Source organism: Streptomyces sp. NPDC044064, assembly GCF_056434245.1.
On record NZ_JBWKFN010000060.1, the window covers coordinates 1 to 20,199 of the forward strand.

At 73.0% G+C, this 20,199-nt stretch carries 13 protein-coding genes and 2 pseudogenes; 5 read left to right on the forward strand and 10 right to left on the reverse strand.

Annotated features, from left to right (window positions below):
* The 4 genes and pseudogenes from AC07DS_RS45725 to AC07DS_RS45740 form a co-directional block, all read right to left on the reverse strand.
* Positions 1-350, reverse strand: a pseudogene (locus tag AC07DS_RS45725) (LCP family protein); the annotation flags it as partial.
* A gap of 96 nt (positions 351-446) precedes the next feature.
* Complete coding sequence (gene mgtA / locus AC07DS_RS45730; RefSeq protein WP_479154646.1) at positions 447-3,122, reverse strand: magnesium-translocating P-type ATPase; 2,676 nt, start codon at positions 3,120-3,122, stop codon at positions 447-449.
* A complete protein-coding gene (locus AC07DS_RS45735) occupies positions 3,115-3,477 on the reverse strand; it encodes an ArsR/SmtB family transcription factor (protein ID WP_479154647.1) in 363 nt (120 codons plus the stop codon). Before AC07DS_RS45735 ends, mgtA begins: the two co-directional genes overlap by 8 nt.
* Before the next feature lie 48 nt (positions 3,478-3,525).
* On the reverse strand, positions 3,526-4,065 hold the full coding sequence (locus AC07DS_RS45740) for a hypothetical protein (RefSeq protein ID WP_479154648.1): 540 nt from the start codon (positions 4,063-4,065) through the stop codon (positions 3,526-3,528).
* A 272-nt stretch (positions 4,066-4,337) separates the two neighbouring features.
* Here AC07DS_RS45740 and AC07DS_RS45745 point away from each other — a divergent pair, with 272 nt between their 5' ends.
* Positions 4,338-5,699, forward strand: a complete 1,362-nt coding sequence (locus AC07DS_RS45745) for an alkaline phosphatase (protein WP_479154649.1) — start codon at positions 4,338-4,340, stop codon at positions 5,697-5,699.
* A gap of 55 nt (positions 5,700-5,754) precedes the next feature.
* Here AC07DS_RS45745 and AC07DS_RS45750 read toward each other — a convergent pair whose 3' ends face one another.
* Genes AC07DS_RS45750 through AC07DS_RS45765 form a run of 4 tightly spaced genes read right to left on the reverse strand, consistent with a single transcriptional unit; the run spans position 5,755 to position 11,588 of the window.
* A complete protein-coding gene (locus AC07DS_RS45750) occupies positions 5,755-7,059 on the reverse strand; it encodes an MFS transporter (protein WP_479154650.1) in 1,305 nt (434 codons plus the stop codon).
* Positions 7,056-8,267: a type III PLP-dependent enzyme gene (locus AC07DS_RS45755; RefSeq protein ID WP_479154651.1), complete on the reverse strand. Its 1,212-nt coding sequence runs from the start codon at positions 8,265-8,267 to the stop codon at positions 7,056-7,058. The genes AC07DS_RS45750 and AC07DS_RS45755 overlap by 4 nt, the downstream gene beginning before the upstream one ends.
* Positions 8,264-9,976: an IucA/IucC family protein gene (locus AC07DS_RS45760; protein WP_479154652.1), complete on the reverse strand. Its 1,713-nt coding sequence runs from the start codon at positions 9,974-9,976 to the stop codon at positions 8,264-8,266. Before AC07DS_RS45760 ends, AC07DS_RS45755 begins: the two co-directional genes overlap by 4 nt.
* Before the next feature lie 37 nt (positions 9,977-10,013).
* Positions 10,014-11,588, reverse strand: a complete 1,575-nt coding sequence (locus tag AC07DS_RS45765; protein WP_479154653.1) for an IucA/IucC family protein — start codon at positions 11,586-11,588, stop codon at positions 10,014-10,016.
* A 409-nt stretch (positions 11,589-11,997) separates the two neighbouring features.
* Between AC07DS_RS45765 and AC07DS_RS45770 the strand changes: the two genes are divergently transcribed.
* The 4 genes from AC07DS_RS45770 to AC07DS_RS45785 all read left to right on the forward strand — a co-directional run bounded on the left by AC07DS_RS45770 (position 11,998) and on the right by AC07DS_RS45785 (position 17,315).
* Positions 11,998-12,759: a response regulator transcription factor gene (locus AC07DS_RS45770; RefSeq protein WP_479154654.1), complete on the forward strand. Its 762-nt coding sequence runs from the start codon at positions 11,998-12,000 to the stop codon at positions 12,757-12,759.
* On the forward strand, positions 12,756-14,240 hold the full coding sequence (locus AC07DS_RS45775) for a sensor histidine kinase (RefSeq protein ID WP_479154655.1): 1,485 nt from the start codon (positions 12,756-12,758) through the stop codon (positions 14,238-14,240). The genes AC07DS_RS45770 and AC07DS_RS45775 overlap by 4 nt, the downstream gene beginning before the upstream one ends.
* A gap of 168 nt (positions 14,241-14,408) precedes the next feature.
* Positions 14,409-15,152 (forward strand): chaplin, encoded by a 744-nt coding sequence (locus tag AC07DS_RS45780; protein ID WP_479154656.1) that lies wholly within the window; start codon positions 14,409-14,411, stop codon positions 15,150-15,152.
* A gap of 189 nt (positions 15,153-15,341) precedes the next feature.
* Positions 15,342-17,315: a hypothetical protein gene (locus AC07DS_RS45785; RefSeq protein ID WP_479154657.1), complete on the forward strand. Its 1,974-nt coding sequence runs from the start codon at positions 15,342-15,344 to the stop codon at positions 17,313-17,315.
* A 16-nt stretch (positions 17,316-17,331) separates the two neighbouring features.
* On the opposite strand, the pseudogene AC07DS_RS45790 reads toward AC07DS_RS45785, so the two are convergent.
* Both AC07DS_RS45790 and AC07DS_RS45795 read right to left on the reverse strand, forming a co-directional pair.
* Positions 17,332-18,390, reverse strand: a pseudogene (locus AC07DS_RS45790) (PH domain-containing protein); the annotation flags it as partial.
* A gap of 136 nt (positions 18,391-18,526) precedes the next feature.
* A partial coding sequence (locus tag AC07DS_RS45795) for a DUF4118 domain-containing protein (protein ID WP_479154658.1) occupies positions 18,527-20,199 on the reverse strand: 1,673 nt, incomplete at its 5' end.

Here is a 20,199-nt window from a genome sequence, read left to right on the forward strand (position 1 = left end):
AACGCATCCGCCTTCTCCGAACCGCCCTTGCCGTCCAGCGAGACACTCTGGATGTTGCCGTTCAGATGCTGGTAGAACCACCAGCCCGCGCCGGCGGTCACCACGACGAGGACGGACAGGCATATCGCGAGGATCTTCAGCACGCGTTTGCCGCGCCCTGCCGGGCGGGCCCGGCGCGCCGAACGCCTGCTGCCGTGCGACCGTGAGCCGCCCTGCGAGCGGGATGCGGCCCGGGCCGCGGCCCGGCCTCCCGGGCGCGGTCCGTCGGGTCCGCCCGTGCGCTGTCCGGGCACCCGGGTGCTGCGGCTGCGCGTGGCCTGGCCACTTCGGCCGTCCCACGGCTCGCTCATCTACCCACTCCCACGACGGTCGGGCCCATCAGCTTGGTTGCGTGATTGCGCAATCTAACAAACCCGTGGCCCGAGCAGCACAGATCCACACACAATTCACAGCCGAGGCACCCCGCGGGCCGGCTGGAGCCTGCGCGCGGCGCGGGAGCCGGCCGCCAGGAGACCGGCGGCGTACACGGCCAGGACGGCGACGAGCAGGACGTAGTACAGGACCGGGAGGCCGGTCAGGCCGAGCACCGGGCCGAGCGGTGACGGCGGGAGCGCCAGGCCGATGGCGGCGAGGGCGAGCGCGGCCCAGGTGACCGGGCCCGGCCTGCGGCGGCCTGCGGTGTGCCGGCCGGCCCGGAGCAGCACCATGACCAGGGCCTGGGTGAGGAGGTTCTCGGTGAACCACCCGGAGTGGAAGACCGCCTCGTCGTCCCCGGTGCCCGGCCCGTGCAGGGCCAGCGCGAGGACGGCGAAGGTGGCGAGGTCGGCGACCGCGTTGAGCACTCCGAATCCGGTGATGAAGCGCAGCAGGTCGCGCGGGCGCAGTTCCGTCGGCCGGCGCGGCACCGAGGGGTGCGGGCGGTCGTGGGCGAAGGCGAGCTGGGCGGCGTCGAAGCAGAGGTTCTGGGTGAGGACCTGTGCCGGGAGCATCGGCAGGAAGGGCAGGAGCAGGCCCGCGGAGAGCATCGCGATCACGTTGCCGAGGTTGGAGGAGAGCGTGATGCGCAGGTAGGTGGCGATGTTGCCGCCGGCGTGCCGGCCCGCCGCGACGGCCTGGTCGAGCGCGGTGAGGTCCTTCTCGGCGAGTACGACGTCGGCGGCCTCGCGCGTCACGTCGGCGGCCGCTCGCGGGGCGATGCCGACGTCGGCGGTACGCAGCGCGGGGAGGTCGTTGACGCCGTCACCGAGGAAGCCGACGGTGTGTCCGGCGGCGCGCAGGGCCCGGATGATCCGGGCCTTGTGGTCCGGGGTGCAGCGGGCGAAGACCGTCGTACGGCGGGCGAGCGCGGAGAGTCCGGCGTCCGTGAGGGTGTCGATGCGGCCGGCGTCGGCGATCGCTTCTTCGGTGACGGGGATGCCGAGGTCGCGGCAGGCGCGGGCGGCGGTGCCGGGGTGGTCGCCGGTGAGGATCTTCACGGTGACACCGCGGTCGGTGAGGTTCTTCAGCGCGTCGGCGGCGGTGGGCGCGAGCGCGTCGCGCAGGGTGACCAGGCCGCGGAAGGTGAGGCCGCGTTCGTCGGCCGGGGTGTAGGCGTGGGTGCGCGCCGGGCGTTCGGCGGTGGCGACCGCCAGGACGCGCAGGCCGTCGTCGGCCTGCGCGGCGGCTCGGCCGGTCAGGCTCCGGCGCTCCTCGTCCGTCAGCGCGCAGCGCTCCAGGACGGCCCGGACGTCTCCCTTCACGACCAGGGTGTGCCGGCCGAGGCGGCCCGGGGTGCGGACGACGGCGGTGGCGAGCCGGCGCACCGGGTCGAACCCGACGGCCGCCACACCGTCGTACGCCATGAGGTCGTCCGGGTCGGCGCTCTCCAGGAGCGCCTCGTCGAGGGCGTCGGGTTCCGGCAGGTCGGCGAGGTGCAGGGTCCACCAGGCGTTGACGGCGGCCCAGTGCAGCACCTCGGGGTCGTCCCGGCCGTCGGGGCCGAGGGCGCGGTGCGCCACCGGCCGGTCCTGGGTGAGGGTGCCGGTCTTGTCCAGGCACAGCACGTCGACGGCGCCGAGGTCGTGCAGGGCGGGCAGCCGTCTGACGATCACCCCGTGCGTCCGGGCGAGCAGCGAGGCACCGCGGGCCAGGCAGGTGGTGACGAGGACCGGCAGCATCTCGGGGGTGAGCCCGACGGCCACCGCGACGGCGAACGGCAGTGTCTCCAGGCCGCGTCCGCGCAGCGCCGCGTTGGTCATCAGAACCAGCGGCGGGGTCAGCAGCATGAACCGGATCAGGATCCAGGAGATGCCGTGGACGGAGCGGTCGAAGGCGCTCGCCTCCCGCCGCCCGGCCGAACGGCCGTGGGCGGCGGCGAACCGGGTCCGCGCGCCGGTCGCGGTGACGACCGCGGTGGCGCTTCCCGAGACGACGCTGCTGCCCTGGAAGCAGCACTGCCGCTGTTCGAACACCCCGCCGGCGCGGTGCGGGGGGTCCGAGGCGGACTTGGCGAGGGGCGCCGACTCCCCCGTCAGCGCGGACTGGTGCACCGTCAGGCCGTGTGCCCGCAGCAGTCGTACGTCCGCCGGCACCAGGTCGCCCGGTCCCAGCCGGACCACGTCCCCCGGGACCAGCTCGTCCGGCGGGAGTTCCCGGCTCGTGGGCGGCGCGTCCTCGGCGGCGCGGCGCACCACCGTGGCGGTGGTGGCGACCAGGTCCCGCAGGGCGGCCGTGGACCGGTCGGCCCGGTGCTCCCCGGTCGCCCGCAGCACGCAGCTCACCACGACCAGGAGGAGGATCACCGAGGCGGTCCCCCAGGCGAGGACGGCCGCCGACACCAGCCCGAGGCAGAGCAGGACCGCGGTGAACGGGTCCCGCAGGCTGCGGACGAACAGCTGTGGCCAGGTGGCTTCCCGCAGGGCCGGGAGCACGTTGTCGCCGAACCGGGCCAGCCGCTCCTGCGCCTGCGCCTCCGTCAGGCCCCGGGGACTCGCGTCCAGCTTCCGCAGCACTTCGAGCACGGTCGGCGCGGAGCGCCCGGGACGGGACCGCGCGCCGGCCGCCCGGTCGCCGCCGAACGCCGTCGGGGCACCGGTGTCCGGCGCCCTCGCGTCCGGACCCGGCGGCGCGGTGCTCTCAGCCACCGATCCCGCGCAGCCGGTAGGCCGGCGCGGAGGCCTGCTGCGACCGTGCGGTGAGCTGTCCGACCAGCACCCGCACGACGGTCACGATGTCGGGGTCGTCGATGTAGTAGACCTGCCGGCGGCCCTCACGGCGGGAGCTGACGAGCCCGGCGAGCTTCAGCTTGGCCAGGTGCTGGCTGACCGCGGGCAGCGCACCGCCCACCCGGTCGGCGAGGTGCGTCACATCGCTCTCGCCCTGCGCCAGCGCCCACATCAGGTGCAGTCGCGCCGACGAGGCGAGCAGCCCGAAGGCGGCGGCCGCCGCCGCCAGCACCTCGGCCGACGGGTCCTCGAAGCCACCGGCGCTCTCCGTCACAGCCCTCTCCCGTCCCGTCCCGTACACAGCCGACGCACATACGCCCGCTCATGGTACGGGCGCGTCCGGGGCCGGCCTCTGACGTGCGGCCCGGTCTCCCCGTTCCCTCATGAGCAGTTCCTCCAGGCGGCCGAGCAGGAAGGGGACGACCGCCCGCTCCAGGAGCGCCAGTTCCCACGTCTCCCGCGCTCGCGTCACGTCCGGGACGTCGCCGGCCGGAGCATCGCCCGCACCCGCGGGGCGGTCACGCCTGGCCGCCGCCACCCATCGCCAGGCCGCCTTCACGGCGGACAGGCCCGTCACGAGCACGGCCGACGGGGACAGGGGTCCGCCCGCACGGCGTGCCGCCGGCCCACCGCTCGCGCCCTCCGCCGCGGACCGGGCGCGGAGGTATTCCTGGTACTCGACGGTCGCCGCCGCGGTGATGGCGGTACGCGCCCGTACCGCCCGGGTGCGCAGCTGCTCCCGGTCGGCCACTCCCTCCGCGCGGTCGAGGGCGTCCAGCACCTGTGGGGAGTTCAGAGCCTGATCGAGCAGCCGCTCGAAGACGACGGCGGTCTCCGGCACCGGTGGCCCAGCACGCGTCATGTGTCCCCCGATGGAGCTGAACTACGGGTGAGGACTGGCGAGTCTAATAGTTCCCGGATTGCGCAACCATTAAAGACTCACCCTCGAGGGCGATTCCGACGATCTTGAAAGCAGTCAAGTCGCGTGGTACGGCGACCTCCTCGGGCCTTCTTGTGTCATGTTCCGGATACACACGCTCGACCATTCGTTTACCTCTGCTTTGCGAACGCCTGGTGATCTGACGGGCGTTGGACAACGCATCCGCCCGTCGGACGCCACAAGGAGTCAGTCACATGCCCAGACCCACCCGTCGTCACCTCACGGTCGCCACCGCGCTGGTCGCCGCCACGGCCGCCGTGGCGGTCGCCACCTCCGCCGGTGCCTTCGACAACGAGAAGCAGGCGAAGGACGCGATCAAGGGCGGGAAGGCGAAGAACGTCATCCTGCTGATCGGCGACGGCATGGGCGACTCGGAGATCACGCTGGCCCGTGACTACACGGTCGGCGCGAACGGCCGCCTGAACATGGACAAGTTCCCGCTCACCGGCGCCTACACGACGTACGCCGTGCACGCGGACGGCACGCCGGACTACGTCACCGACTCCGCCGCGAGCGGCACCGGCTGGGCCACCGGCATCAAGACGGTCAACGGACGCATCTCCAAGACCCCCGGCACCGACAAGGCCGTCCCCACCCTGCTGGAGCTGGCGAAGAAGAACGGCTACGCCACCGGCAGCGTCACCACCGCCGAACTCACCGACGCCACCCCGGCCGTCCTCGCCTCGCACGCCACCGACCGCTCCTGCCAGGGCCCGGCCGACATGGCCAAGTGCCCCACCGACACCATCGCGGCCGGCGGCCCCGGCTCGATCGCGGAGCAGTCCGTCAACCACAAGGTCGACGTCCTCCTCGGCGGCGGCAAGCAGCGGTTCGACCAGAAGGTCACCGACGGCAGGTACAAGGGCCTCACGGTCACCGAGCAGGCGCAGAAGCTCGGCTACCAGGTCGTCACCGACCGGGCGGGCCTGAAGGGCGCGAAGGCGGGCAAGCCCGTCCTCGGCTTGTTCGCCACGGGCAACGTGCCCGTCGAGTGGACCGGCAAGGCGGCCGCCGTCGGCGGCACCGACGCGCAGCGCTGCGTGACCTCCAACCCCAACCGCCCGGCCACCACGCCGAGCCTCGCCGACTCCGCCACGAAGGCCATCCAGCTGCTGGAGGCCAAGCAGAAGGCCAAGCACTCGAACCAGGGCTTCTTCCTGCAGATCGAGGGCGCCTCGATCGACAAGCAGGACCACGCGGCCGACCCGTGCGGCCAGATCGGTGAGACCGCCGCCTTCGACCGCGCGGTCAAGGTGGCCCGCGCCTACGCCGCCAAGCACCCCGACACCCTGGTCGTCACCACCGCCGACCACGGCCACACCAGCCAGATCGTCCCGCTGGAGGCCACCCCGCCCGGCCTGTCCTCCACGCTCGTCACCAACGAGGGCCAGCAGCTGAAGGTCAACTACTCGACCAACACCCCGGGGCAGTCCCAGGAGCACACCGGCACCCAGGTCCGCATCGCCGCCCAGGGCCCGCAGGCGTTCCGCGTCCTCGGCGTCACCAACCAGACCGACCTGTTCACCACGATCCGCGAGGCCCTGCGCCTGCGCTGACCTCGGTGGACCGCGGAAGGGGAGGCCGGCGTCCGGCCTCCCCTTCCGCTGTGTGTCAGAGGCCGGCCGACCGGTCCCGGGCCGGCCGGGCCGGCGTGCGGGGCGAGCCGGCCGCGGAGGCGGCCCTCGTGATCCGGGTGCGCCGCCGGGTCCGGCCTGCGATCAGGGCGCAGAGCGCGAGCGCGGAGGACGCCGAGACGACGCCGCCCAGGACCAGCGTGGAACGGGCGCCGAAGGCGTCCGACAACAGGCCCACCAGCGGGGCGCCCAGGGGGGTGCCGCCGAGGAGGACCAGGAAGTAGACGGACATGACACGGCCCCGCATGTCCGGTCCGGCATGGAGCTGGGTGAGCGCGTTGGCGGTGGTGGTCACGGTCACCGCGGCGAAACCGGTGGGGATCAGCAGGGCCATGAACGCGCCGTAGCCGGGTGTCAGGCCCAGCGTCGCTTCCAGTGCCCCGAAGACGACCGTGGTGGTGATCAGGCGTCGGATGCCGGGAGGCTTCCCGCGGCTCGCCCCGTGGACCGCGCCGGCGAGGCTGCCCAGGGCGTAGGCGGCGGACAGGCAGCCGAAGGCGGCGGCGCCCGTGCGGAAGACCGTGACGGCCACGAGCGAGATGGTGACCTGGAAGTTGAGGCCGAAGGTGCCGACGAAGGCGATGACGGTCATCGGCAGCAGCAGTTCCGGGGTGGACGTGATGTCGCGGAACGCGTCGCGCAGCCGGGTGGGGCCGGGCCGGGTACGGCCGTGACCGCCCGGCCCGTCCGTGCGGATGGTGATCAGGCCGTACAGGACGGCCAGGTACGAGGCGGCGTTCACCAGGAACACCGGCCCGGTGCCGAAGGCGGCGACGGCCAGGCCCGCGAGGGCGGGACCGAGGACGCGGGCCACGTTGAACTGGGCGGAGTTCAGGCTGACCGCCGTGACCAGGCGCTCTTCGGCGACCAGTTCGGAGATGTACGCGTTGCGGGCGGGACTGTCCACGGCGGTGGCGGTGCCCAGGGCGAAGGCCAGCGCGTAGACGGACGGCAGGCTCACCGCCCCGGTGACGGTCAGCAGCCCGAGCAGGAGCGACTGCACCCCCATGGCCGTCTGGGTGAGGAGCAGAAGCCGCCGCTTGGGGTACCGGTCGGCCAGGACGCCTCCGGTCAGGCCGAACAGGCTCTGGGGAAGGAACTGCAGTGCGGTCACGATCCCGACCGCACGGCCGCTGTTGCCCGTGAGGTGCAGGACGAGCAGGTCCTGGGCGGCCCGCTGCATCCACGTGCCGATGTTGGAGGCCAGCTGTCCGAGCAGGTAGCGACGGAAGTTCCGGAGGGTGAGCACGGCCGTCATGGGCATGGGGAGGCCCGCGCTCATGACGGCTGACGGGCGTGGGTGCCGGTGACCGGCACCTCCGCGTCGTCGACGTGATGGAAGGTCGGGTGGGGGTGCATGAGGAACGCGTGGTGGGAGATGTTCCAGGCGTAGGCGCCGGCCATGGCGAAGGCGACCCGGTCGCCGACGCGCAGCCGTTCGACCCTGACCCGGCGGGCCAGGACGTCCTTCGGCGTGCACAGCTGTCCGACCAGCGTCACCGGCTCGTCACGGACCTCCGGTCGCTCCCAGTGCCGTGGCCAGGCGTCGTCGGGGATCACCTCGAAGGGCTGGTCGTGCTGTTTCGCGGCCGGGGTGCGCAGATGATGGGTGCCTCCGCGCAGCACGGCGAACGCCTGCCCACGGCTGAACTTGATGTCCAGGACCTGGGTGACGTACCAGCCGCAGTAGGCGGTGACCGAGCGGCCGGGCTCGATCCGCAGGGTGAGACGAGGGTGGCGGGACAGGAGCCGGCGCAGTCCGGCACCGAAGGCCGGCCAGTCGAACCTCCGTGCCGGACGGTCGTAGTCGACACCCATCCCGCCTCCGACGTTGACCTCGGCCAGGTCGGTTCCACGCCGGCGCGCCCAGTCCTCGGCCCAGGTCAGCACCTCGTCGATCAGGGCCAGTTGGGCTGTGGCCCGCAGGCCGCTGGCCAGGTGGAGGTGGAGGCCGCGCAGCCGGACGCGCGGGTCGCGGGCGATGACCTCCAGACAGCGGTCCAGCTGTGCGGGATCCATGCCGAAGGGGCTGGGGTGCCCGCCCATCGCGAGTGCGGCCCGCCCGACGTCGACGGGCAGGTTGACGCGCAGCAGGGCGTCCACGGTCCGCTCGCCCAGCAGGGTGGTGACGAGGCGCAGTTCGTGTTCGCTCTCGATGTGCAGGCGCTCCACTGCGCAGTCCAGTGCCCGGGCCAGCTCCGCCTGTGTCTTGCCGGGGCCTCCGAAGGCGACCGGTGCGTCGGGGACGAGCCCGCGGACGTGGCTCAGTTCACCGCCGGAGGCCACCTCGAACCCGTCGACGTACCCGGCCAGTGTCCGCAGGATCAGGGGATCGGAGTTGGCCTTGGCCGCGTACAGCAGCTCGACGCGCTCCGGCAGTGCGGTTCGGATCGCGTGGACGTGCCGGCGCAGGTCGGCCAGGTCGTGGACATACGCGGGCAGGTCGTCGTCACGGATCCGGCCGACCCGGTCGAGCACTGCGGACCTCACCGGACCACCTCCCGGGGGAAGTCCGCGCCGAGCGGGCTGGTCAGGGGGACGTAGGTGGCGTGCCGGTCGGCCTTGCGGGCCCAGCGCAGCAGGAGGTTGGCCTTCGCGGGCAGCGGTACTCCGGAGAGCAGAGCGCGCAGACGCGGCGGTTCTGCGGCGGTGCGGGCGTAGGCGTCGAGATGGTCGGTGACCAGGCCCCAGAGGGCCGGTTCCAGCCGCGGGTCGAGGTCGGCCAGGGCGCCGAGCAGTTCGGCGGTGTGGTTGACCAGGAGGCAGTACGCGACCCGGTTCCACCCGTGTTCGGCGTCGTAGGTGAGGGGGCCCCGGACGTCTTCGGGCAGGTCGCGGAGGGTGTCCTGGTGATGCCCGGGCAGCAGCTTGGTGCCTTCCAGGTCGCGGAAGAGCATCTGTGCCGGGGTGCCGTCCGCGTGCACACCGACGACGACGTTCTGCAGATGGGGCTCCAGTACGACGCCGTGCTCGAAGTAGGCGGCCAGCACCGGTGGCAGAAGCAGCCGCAGGTACGCGTCCCACCAGGCCAGGACGTCCCCGTCGCCGCGGGCGAGGAGGTGGGAGACATGGGCTGTGCTGGTGGGGTACTCGTCCGCCACCGCGGCGGCGAGCAGGGGTGTCACACCGGGACGCAGGTGGTGGCGCAGTCCGGAGCGGACGACGACGCCGAGACCCTCCAGGAGGGCGGTGTCGCCCTGCGCGTCGAGTGTGCGGTAGCCGGGCTCGGCCAGCAGCGCGCATCCCGGGAAGCGGGCGGTCAGCTCGGCGAAGAGGGGCTGGAGCAGCCGGTTGAGGGCGACGCCGCCGGTCAGTTCGTAACCGGCGTGTCTGCGCACGCAGTTGGTGAGGCGGACGTTCAGGCTGAACTTCAGGAAGGTGTCGGTGTCGGGGTGGTAGAGCGTGCGCACCGACGCGGTCGGCACCAGCTCCGGTCCGCTCACCCCGGCGTCGACTACATCACCGCGGGCCACAGCCTCGCGCAGCCGGTCGTGTCCCGCCAGCAGCCGGTACTGCCAGGGGTGCACCGGCAGCACCGCGAAGCCCGGCTCGGGCGCCGGACACAGCGCGTCCATGTCGTGCAGCTCGCCCTCCTCACGCACGAGGCGGTGCCGGACGGCCAGATGGCGCAGCCGGAAGCGCGCGCCTGTCTCGGGGCCGTACGCCAGCCAGTCCGCCGGGTCGCCGGTGCGGGCCTTCGGAGTGGGGTGGAAGCGATGGCCGAACACCAGGGACTGCTCGGACGCCACGTACGGGTCCGCGTGCGGTGCGACGTCGGCCCGCTCCTCCAGCGCGGTGCGGATCGTCTCGCGGCTGTCGGCGACCTGGGCCAGGAACTCCTCGTTGACGACACCCGTACGCAGCTCCAGTTCGTCCCGGATGTGACCGGCCAGCTCCCGCCAGCCGACGGTCACCCAGGCGTCCCCGTCGCGCCGCTGCACCGTGCCCTGGAAGCGATGGGCTCCGATCAGGGAGACGCGGCGCAGCCGGGCGCGCAGCAGGAGGGCCCGGCGGGGCAGCCGCAGCAGGAGGTGGCCGTCGTCGACGGTCACCTGATGCTCGGGGGCGGACACCTCGCGGATCAGGCAGTTGAGCAGCGTGTGGGCGGTGACGGCATCGGCCGTCCGGATCGGTCCGGCGGCCGGTTCCGTGACGACGGTGGCGGCGGTCCTGTGGTCGGGGGCAGTGCCGGTGGTCATACGGTCGCTCCAGGGGGACAGCGGTCGGTGGCGGATCTCATCGGCACAGCGCCAGGGGGTTGGGCACGGACGTCCACTGCGCCCTGCCCGGGTTCTCGGCCAGACGCATGGCGACGGTCGCCTTCAGCGGCATCGTGTCGCCGAAGAACGCCGCCGCGTCCTCGTGGTCCGGCAGGCCGGCGTACACCCGGCGGCCGGCCTCGGCCACCGCGCCCCACAACGCCCGGGGATCGGCCGCCCGGGTCCGCGTGAGGACGTCGACCAGCTCACAGAAGACCCCGCTGATCAGCGCGCCGAACAGCTTGGTGCGCAGCGCGCCCGCGTCGTCGCCCGCACGGGTGCCGAGCAGCGGCGGCAGCGCGAAGCCGCACCGGGCCAGACGGCGCGGGCTGACGCGCACGCCGTCCAGATCCCGGTAGAGCACCCGCACCGGCCGTCCTTCGCGCAGCACGACCAGGGTGTTCTGGCCGTGCGCCTCCAGCGCCACCCCCATCGACAGCAGGGTCAGCGCGGGCGGCAGGACGAGGCCGGCCAGGTCCGTCAGCCAGCGCACCGGATCTCCCGACGCCACCGAGGCTCCGGTCGCGTGGACGGCGGTGAGCGGAACCGCGATCTCCCCGGCGTCGAGGTGGCACTCGGCCGACTCCCGGATCATGGCCGCCAGGCTCGCCGAGGGCGCCCCGTCCACGCGCACCGCGCCGCCGCCCAGCTCACGCAGGACGCGAAGGCTGCTGCCGTACCCCGCCTTGTCGACGACGGCCGAGACCAGGTCGGACAGCGGGGACCCGTCGGCGACCTCGGGCGGGGAGATGGTGCGCCGGTAGTTCGTGACCTGCACGTCGAGCGCCGTCTTGATGTGGCAGCCCGGCAGAACGCCCAGCGGTGCCAGGGTGCGCAGCGACAGCAGCGGCCGGGCCGGGATCGTCTCCTCCATGACGGCCAGGCCGGGGTGGTGCGAGAGCACGTGATCCCGCTGCCAGGGATGCAGCGGCATCAGGATCGTGTCGCCGTCGCGCAGGTGCTGCGGCCAGTCACCGGCTCCCTGCCAGCGGTCGGCCGGGACACGGAGCAGCGCCAGCCGGACGACGGGACGGTGCTCGGGAGCGTAGGCGAGCACGTCGGCGATCGACATACCGGTGCGCGTCCGGCAGCAGGGATGCTGGGGATGCCCGTCGACCACCGCCTGCTCGGCGTCCGCCGAGTCGTTCAGGGGGGCGGCCCGGACCGCGTTCGCGGCCCTGGCCAGGGCGAGGTTGACCACGCTGTTGTCGAGTTCGGTCGCGAGGCGCGCCGCCGCCGGGGTACGCAGGCCGAGTTGGGCGAGGAGCTGGGCCGGCCCGCCGACCGGCCCCTGCGGCCCGGACACGGTGAAGTCGTCGGGCACCTCGGCGAACGGGCGGGCACAGGACTCGGCGGCCGAGAGTGAGCCGCCTCGTCGCAGTCCGACCACCAGGGTGCCGGATTCCCGGTGGTGTCCGGTCACACCGGGCACGGGTTCTCGTGCGAGGGCTCCCCACAGCCGGGCGAGCACGGTTGCGCGTGCTCCCGGGAGGGCGGTCGTGAAGGGCTCCACCAGATCCGGTCGTGTGCGGCTCAGTTCGTCCATGGGCATGGGCTGTTCCCGGGTGCGTGGGGGGACGGTGTCAGCCCGGAAAACGCTACGGGAGCCCGATCAAGCGGATTTCCAGAGCACATACAGGGGGCGTCTCGAATTCCGTCGGACAATCATGTCGCCCTGGATTTGCCGAGCCGATTCCGCTGCGGTCGCCCCGGCCGTTCGGACTGACCCTGGATCAGCATTCGACTGTGTTGCGGGGTTGCGCCGGTCCCGCAGAACCGGTGAATTCACCCTGTGTTCGAGGTCTTAACCATTTCCTGACTCTTTGCTGGACAAGTACTGGATGACGTCATCACGCCGCGTCCGGAAATTACGTCGTACGAGTGGCGAAAGGATCACCGGCTCGGGGGAGGTTCCGGCGTTTGCGCCGCGCACTCCGACCGGAGTCTGTGAGCCTTTCGGCATGCGTGTCTTGCTGATCGAGGACGACGACCGGGTGGCCGGGCCGTTGGTGGAGGGACTGCGCCGTTTCGGGTTCACCGTGGAACACGCCAGAAAGGGTGCCGACGGCCTCGCGGCGCCGGAGGCGGCGATGGTGCTGCTGGACCTGGGGCTGCCCGACATGGACGGCATCGACGTCTGCCGTGCGCTCCGGTCCCGCTCGTCGGTGCCGATCATCATGATCACGGCCAGGGACGACGAGGTGGACCGGGTGCTCGGTCTGGAGCTGGGCGCGGACGACTACGTCTCCAAGCCTTTCGGGGTGCGGGAGCTCGTCGCCCGGATCCGCGCCGTCACCCGCCGCACCCGCCCCGCGGTGCTGGACACGCGCCGTACGGAGCCGGACCCCTCCCACGCCCCGCGGCATCCCGGGACGCCCGAGGTCCAGCGGATCGGCCCGCTGACCATCGACCGCCGCACCCGGCAGGTACATCTGCACGGCTCGCTGATCGCCCTCGCGCCCAAAGAGTTCGACCTGCTCGTCTGCCTCGCCGAAGATCCCGGAGCCGTCTGCTCCCGCAGACAGATCCTGGACACGGCATGGGAACCGCACTACTTCGGCCCCACCAAGACCCTGGACGTCCACATCGCCGCTCTGCGCCGCAAGCTCGGTGACTCCTCCTGGATCGAGAACATCCGCGGAATCGGCTTCCGCCTGGTCCCGCCGGCGCACGTCGACGCCGCGTCCGCCGCGCGGCCGGTGCGCGGCGGAGGGCCCCGGTGACGCGTCGCCTCCTGCTCAGCCATCTGAGCCTCATACTGCTCGTCCTGCTCGCGCTCGAGGTGCCGTTCGGCGTCTTCTACGCCCGCAGCGAGCTGTCCCGCTTCTCCCACGCGGCCCAGCAGGGGGCGATGACGCTCGCCGAGGTCTGCGAGGACAAGATGGAGCACGGACTGACGGCCGACCTGCCCGAACTGGCGCGCGCGTACGGGCGGCGCACCGGCAGCCGGGTGCTCGTCGCCGGCCGGAAGGGCGTCGTCCTCACCGACACCGCCGCCCTCGCTCCGGCCGGCACGGACCTGTCCGCCGAGCCGGACATCGCCGCCGCACTGCGCGACCGGCCCGCCGTCGGTACCCGGAGCGACCCGTCCGCCGGTGGCGAAGTCCTCTTCGTCGCCGTACCGGGTGGCTCGGGCGCCACGGTCCCCTGTGTGGTGCGGACCGTGTATGTGCTGGCACCGCTCAGGGCGAGGGTCCATGCCACCTGGCTGGCTCTCGCCGTCGTCGGTCTGGGCGTGCTGGCAGCCGTCGCCGTGATCGGCTTCGTGCTCGCCCGCTCCATCACCCGCCCCGTCCGGGCCCTGGAGCGCGCCACCGCACAACTCGCCGAGGGCCGGATCACCGATCCGCCGGCCACCGATCACGGGCCGCCGGAACTGCGCCGGCTGGCCGCGTCGTTCACGAGGACCGCGACCCGGCTCCAGCATCTGCTCCAGGCCCAGGAGGCGTTCGCCTCCGAGGTGTCGCACCAGCTGAAGACCCCCCTGACCTCACTACGCCTGCGCCTGGAGAACTTCGAGCCGCATCTCGCCCCCTGCGCCCGGGACAGCCTCGACAGAGCGCTGGGCGAAATGGAACGGCTCAGCCGGATGGTGCAGGGACTGCTCGCGCTCGCCAGGCTGGAGAATTCCGCCATCAGGCCGGAGGCGGTCGATCTCGACGCCGTCGTCGCCGACCGGGCGGCCATCTGGGCAGCCTTCGCCGACGAACAGCACGTCGGCATCCTCGTTCGCGCAGCCACCGGCGTCCGGGTGTGGGCGGTCCCCGGAGCGCTGGAGCAGATCATCGACAACCTGCTCTCCAACGCGCTGCGCGTGTCCCCGCCGGGAACCGCGATCACGCTGGCCGCGGTCACCGCCCCGGGGGAAGGCGGCCGCACGCCGCCGGTGGCCGAGCTGCATGTACTCGACCAGGGGCCCGGCATGACCGAGACCGAACGGCACAGAGCCTTCGACCGGTTCTGGCGAGCCGCTGACGCCGACCACGACGGCACGGGCCTCGGCCTGCCGTTGGTCCAGCGGCTCACCCGTGCCGGCGGTGGCGAGGTCATCCTCGAGGCGGCCGCCGGCGGCGGCCTCGACGCCGTCGTCCGCCTCCTGTGCGCCGAGAGCCACCGGGGCCGCCCGGCTACCCCGGCCGACGGGCACTTCGCCGGCCGGCCCGTGGGTCCGTGGTCGACGGTCCGTGCGGGGCGGGGCGGTTGAGCGCGGTGTGACGGGGCCGGTCGGGCGGTTCTGTGCACACGTGCCACGTGTGGGTTCTGTTGTTCGACGGTGCGAAAGGCTGATTCGTCATAACCCGGACGGGTAAACCACCGTTTCTTCCTTTGCGGGCGAGCGCCCGCGACCTTGTATGGAAGGCAGGGAACCTTAATGAAGCGGGTTACCCGTAACAGCGTGATCGCCGTCGTGGCCGCCACGGGCGCGATGGCCGTGGCGACTTCGGCGCACGCCGACTCGGTGGCGAACGGCTCCACGTCCGGTTCGCCCGGTGTGGTCTCCGGCAACACCATCCAGCTCCCCGTGCACATCCCGGTGAACGCCTGCGGGAACACCGTGAACGTCGTGGGGCTCCTGAACCCGGCCGCGGGCAACGCCTGTGCCAACACCGGCGGCGCGGGCGGCGCGGCCGGCAACTCCGCGCAGGCGGCCGCCGAGGGCAAGACCGCGGACTCCCCCGGCGTCATCAGCGGCAACGGCGTCCAGCTGCCCGTGCACCTGCCGGTGAACGTCAGCGGCAACACGGTGAACGGGGCCGGGGTCCTCAACCCGGTGTTCGGCAACACGTCCGTGAACGGCGGCTCCAGCGTCACCTCCCAGCAGCCGACTCCGCCCAGGACGGAGCAGCCCGGAACTCCCACGCCGCCGGTCAAGACTCCGCCGGTGAAGACTCCGCCGGTCAAGACCCCTCCGGTCAAGACCGTGCCTCCGGTGAAGAAGCCGCCCGTCACCGTGAACCACCCGCAGCCGGGTCACACCATCACCGTGCACCCCGGCACGACCCCGCTCGCGCACACCGGTGCGGACGGCATGCTGCCCGCCGCCGCCGCGAGCGCGGTCCTGCTGCTGGGCGGGACCGTCCTCTACCGGCGATTCCGCGCCACGTCAGCACGCTGACCCGACTCACGGCGTCCGCACCCCGGCAATGACGCTCGCCTGCGCGTTGCCGGGCAAGCAGAAGCCGGAAATCTTGATCCACTCGAGACTGCCGGTTCCGGGCAATGCAAATCTTGGCCGGATACCGTCATCCTCCAGCCGGCGCCGGGAACGGTGCCGTCGCCCATGGGATCAGGAGTCGTAGTGGCAGTGAAGATACGGAGACCGGGAGCCGCCGCCGTCGCACTCGCGGCAGCAGCGGCGACCGCGGTCGTATGGGGCCCCGCCCTGCCCGCCGCCGCATCCGGGTACACGGCCTCGGCCGGTCCGTGGAGCACCGCGGCCGACGTGACCGGCTCGGACGGCCAGCAGAGTCTGATCGACGTCCAGGTGGCCGGTGACGGCACCGCATTCGCGCTGTGGCGCGACAAGCAGGCCGGGGCCGCCGACTGGGAGATCCGGGCCGCCGTCCGGCCCGCCGGCAGCGGCGCGTGGGGGGCGCCCAGGACGCTGCTCACGAACCAGGGCGCGAACGCCCGGGCCGTGCTGGCGGTGACCGCCGACGGCGGTGCCGTGGTGACCTGGCTGACCGGCAACGGCGCCGACGGATCGCTGGCCGCCCGCTTCACCGCCTGGGACGCGGCGGCGGGCGGGTGGTCGGACCCGGGCACGCTCGCGACCCACGACGGCCTGGACATGTCCACTCCGCGTCTCGCCGCTGCGGCCGACGGCACCGTCACCGCCGTGTGGGACCAGGGTGACGGCTCCCTGCACTACCAGGTGATGACCGCCACCCTCGCCCCCGGCGCGTCCGCCTGGTCGGCGGCCAAGCCGCTGGGCTCCTTCTCCGGCGGATCGTTCTGGAGCCTCGACCTCGCGGTGGCCCCCGACGGAGCCGCCACCACGGTGTGGGAGACCCGCGACAAGCTCGACGACGACAAGCACATCGTCTCCACCGTCACCCGCTCCTCCGCCGGCGGCGACTGGAGCAGCCCCGCGGTCCTGCCCGGCACGACCGCCACCTCCGGCGACGCGCAGGTGTCGATGGACGCGCACGGCCGCACCACCGTGCTGTGGCACGACGCCGGTGCCGCCATGAACAAGACCGACCTGAAGTCCGCGACCCGGACGTCGCCCACGGGGGACTGGGGTTCCGCGCAGACCGCGGTCGCCTCGATCGACGACGGTGACGACAGCGGCCCGCTGGCGGCCCCCGACGGGGACGTCACCTACGTGTGGGAGGGCTGGAGCAGCAGCGCCGGCACCCCGGTCGTGCAGACCGTCACCCGCAGCGCCGCCACCGGCACCTGGTCCGCGCCGAAGACGCTGTCCACCGGGTACGTCAACTGGCAGGTGTCCGCCGCCATCGGCGCCGACGGCACCGTCCAGGTGGTGTGGCCGCAGACGCCCTCCATCGACAACGGCGACGACCACTACCTCCAGTGGGCGGTCCGGGCCGACGGCACGTGGAGCAAGGCGACCGCCCTCAACAGCACGCCCGTCGCCGCCGTCCCCGACACCGAAGCGCTCTCCGGTGAGATCGCCGCCGGACCCGACGGCCGGGCCACGCTGGTGTGGCGCAAGGCGGTGGACATCTCCCCCGGCAGCTACACCTCGCAGCTCCGGGCCCAGTCCCAGACGCTGCTGACCAAGCCGGAGATCACCTCCAAGGCCGTCGTCGGCGGGACCGCCCGCACCGGCTCCAAGCTCACCTGCAACGCCGCCTGGACCGGCTACAACGCCACGGCCGCCTGGTCCTGGCTGCGCGACGGCAAGGCGATCCCGGGCGCCACCGCCAAGACCCGCACCCTGACCTCCGACGACTACACCCACAAGGTGTCCTGCAAGGTCACGGTCAGCAACGGTGCCGGGGCGACCGGTTCCACCTCGCCGGCCGTCGCGGTCGCCGTCGGCCCCGCCCTGAAGGTCACCAAGGCCCCGGCCGTCAGCGGCACCGCCAAGGTCGGCGCCAAGCTGACCGCCGCCCACGGGACCTGGTCGCCGGCCGCCACTTCCTACAGCTACTCCTGGAAGCGGGGCGGCCACACCATCACCGGCGCCACCAGGTCCACCTATGTGCTGGTGAAGGCCGACCGGGGTCAGAAGATCACGGTCAAGGTCACCGCCCACCGCTACGGCTGGACCAACGGATCGGCCACGACCGGTTCCGTGACCGTGCGCTGAGCCGGCCGAACCGTCGTCAGGCCCTGGCCGACTCCAGCGCGCGGATGATGCGCGTCAGGTCGTCCGGGGCCGCGGCCAGCCGGATCGGGGTTCCGGCGTCGTCGAGTTCGGCGATGTGCCAGCTCCTGGGGACGGTGTCGCTGTCCCGGGCCCGTCGTACGTTCCTGACGGTCAGCCGCTCGACCGGGATGTACTTCGCCCCGTAGCGGCCCGGGCCGGGGGTCACCGCAGGTGCGCCGTCCCCGAGGGCGATGTGGGTGCCGAAGCCGTGCGGGTTGAAGTCCGTGGGCTCCAGGAACCGGGCGGACACGAACACCTCGTCCTGACCCGGATGCCGGGCCGCTCCGTGGGCCTCACCCTCCGCCGGCCGGCCGGCCGCCGTCACGCCCTCGGGCGTACGGATGCGGGTCGCGCGCCAGGCCGCGGCGAGCAGGGCCAGGGTGAGCAGCGAGCCCGCAGCCGCCCAGACGATCTGCGTGGGCGAGGCGAGCAGGTCGGTGGGGTGCAGGAAGCACAGGGGCAGCAGCCACAGGGCGGTGCCCGCGAGGGCGCCCGCGAACGGCAGGGCCGAGGGGAGCACGTCGTCGTCGGGCAGCCGGCGTCCCCGCAGACGCACCAGCACCATCGCCGCCGGGTAGCCCGCGGCCAGGGCCAGCAGTGCCGTCACGACGGCCAGGGAGCGGGCGGTGACGATGTGCTCGTGCCAGCTGTTCCCCGCGCCGGCCACCTCCATCACCTGCCCGCGCCAGACGGTCAGTCGCACGTGGTCGCCGGCCTCGAAGTCCTGGGCCGCATCGGCAGAGACCTGAAGCCGGTGCAGCGGCCGGCTGTCCTTGAAGTACAGCCAGCTGGGCTGCTTGGGCATGTTGACGTCGGTGCGCGCGACGACCGCCGGGACGGTGGTCAGACAGTTGTCCCGCCCGGCGGCGGGCGTCCCGGCCGCGCAGGGCGTGGCACGGTGCCAGGCCTGCTCGTCCGATGCGGCGTTCGGGATGAACCACGCGGCCACGCCGGCGGCCACGAGCAGCAGCGCACAGAGGGCCGACGACCCCACCGTGCCCCTGCCCGCGGTGCGGCGCGGATGCGGTTGAACATTGGTCATGCGCACAGCTTCCGCCCCGGTACGCCACCGGTTCTTGTGCGTATCCCGGCAGTGTCCGGGCGCCCGCCCTTGCCGGGTTCCCACCGTCCCCGGCCTGCGGAGCAGGTGTTCAGGTGATCGCCTTCTCCCGGGGCCCCGGCGCCTGCCGTGCCGGGACCGCCCCGGACCTCGGCAGGCCGAGGACCATCGTGAGCCCGCCGCCGGGCGTGTCCTCGGCGTTCAGCGTGCCGCCGATCGCCTCCGCGAAGCCGCGGGCGACCGCGAGGCCGAGGCCCACTCCGGCGCCGCGGGGCGAGTCGCCGTAGCGCTGGAAGGGTTCGAAGATACGGGACTTGGCCTCGTCGGGCACGCCCGGGCCGCGGTCGACGACGCGGACCTCCACCCGGTCGGCGAGGGCGCTGGCCGCGACCAGGACCGGCTCGCCCGGCGGGCTGTACTTGACCGCGTTCTCCACGACGTTGGCGACCGACCGCTCCAGCAGACCCCGGTCCACGTCGACCATGGGCAGGCTCTCCGGGATGTCCAGCTCGACGCTGTCCTCGGGTACGCCGCCCAGCGCCATCGGGATCACCTCGTCCAGGTCGGTCTCGCGCAGGAGCGGGGTGACGGTGCCGGTCTGGAGGCGGGACATGTCGAGGAGGTTGCCGACGAGGTGGTCCAGACGGTCGGCGCCCGCCTCGATGGCCGCGAGGAGTTCGGCCTGGTCGGCCTCGGACCATTCGACGTCCTCCGTGCGCAGGGACGTGACCGCCGCCTTGATGCCGGCGAGCGGGGTGCGCAGGTCGTGACTGACGGCGGCCAGCAGGGCGGTGCGGATGCGGTTGCCCTCGGCCAGTTCCTTGGCCCGGTCGGCCTCCTCCTTCAGGCGCCGGCGGTCCAGCACCACGACGGCCTGCGCGGCGAAGGCGGCCAGCACCCGGCGGTCCTCGGCGGGCAGCACGCGGCCGGTCAGGGCGAGGGACATGTGGTCGCCGGCCGGGACCTCGACGTCCGCGTCCTCGGGGGCGGCACAGGGGCGCGGGCCCACGCTGCCCGCGCAGGTCCAGGGCGCCACGTCGCTCTCGCGTTCCAGCAGGGCGGCCGACTCCATGCCGAAGGTCTCGCGGACCCGCTCCAGCAGCTCCTCCAGGCCCGTCTCACCACGCAGCACACTGCCCGCGAGGAAGGAGAGGATCTCCGACTCCGCGCGCAGCCGCGCCGCCTGCTGGGTGCGCCGGGCCGCCAGGCCCACCACCGAGGCGACCGACGCGGCCACCCCGACGAAGATCGCGATGGCGACGATGTTCTCCGGGTCGGCGATCGTCAGGGTGTGGACGGGCGGGGTGAAGTACCAGTTCAGCAGGAGGGATCCGACCAGCGCCGAGGCCAGGGCCGGGAAGAGGCCGCCCAGCAGGGCCGCCGCCACCGTCGCCGTCAGGAACAGCAGCATGTCGTTGGCGAGCCCGACGTCCGGGAACACACCGCTCAGCAGCCAGGTCAGCAGGGCGGGCCCGGCGATGCCGACCAGCCAACCCGAGATGATCCGGGTCCGGCCCAGCCGGGCACCCCGGGCGACGGGCAGTCCGCGGCCCTTGCCCGCCTCGTCATGGGTGATGAGGTGGACGTCGAGGTCGGGGCCGGACTCCACGGCCACCGTGGCGCCGACACCGGGCCCGAGGACGTACTGCCAGGCCTTGCGGCGGGAGACGCCGAGCACGATCTGGGTGGCGTTGACACCGCGCGCGAAGTCCAGCAGCGCGGCCGGTATGTCGTCGCCGACCACGTGGTGGAAGGTGCCGCCCA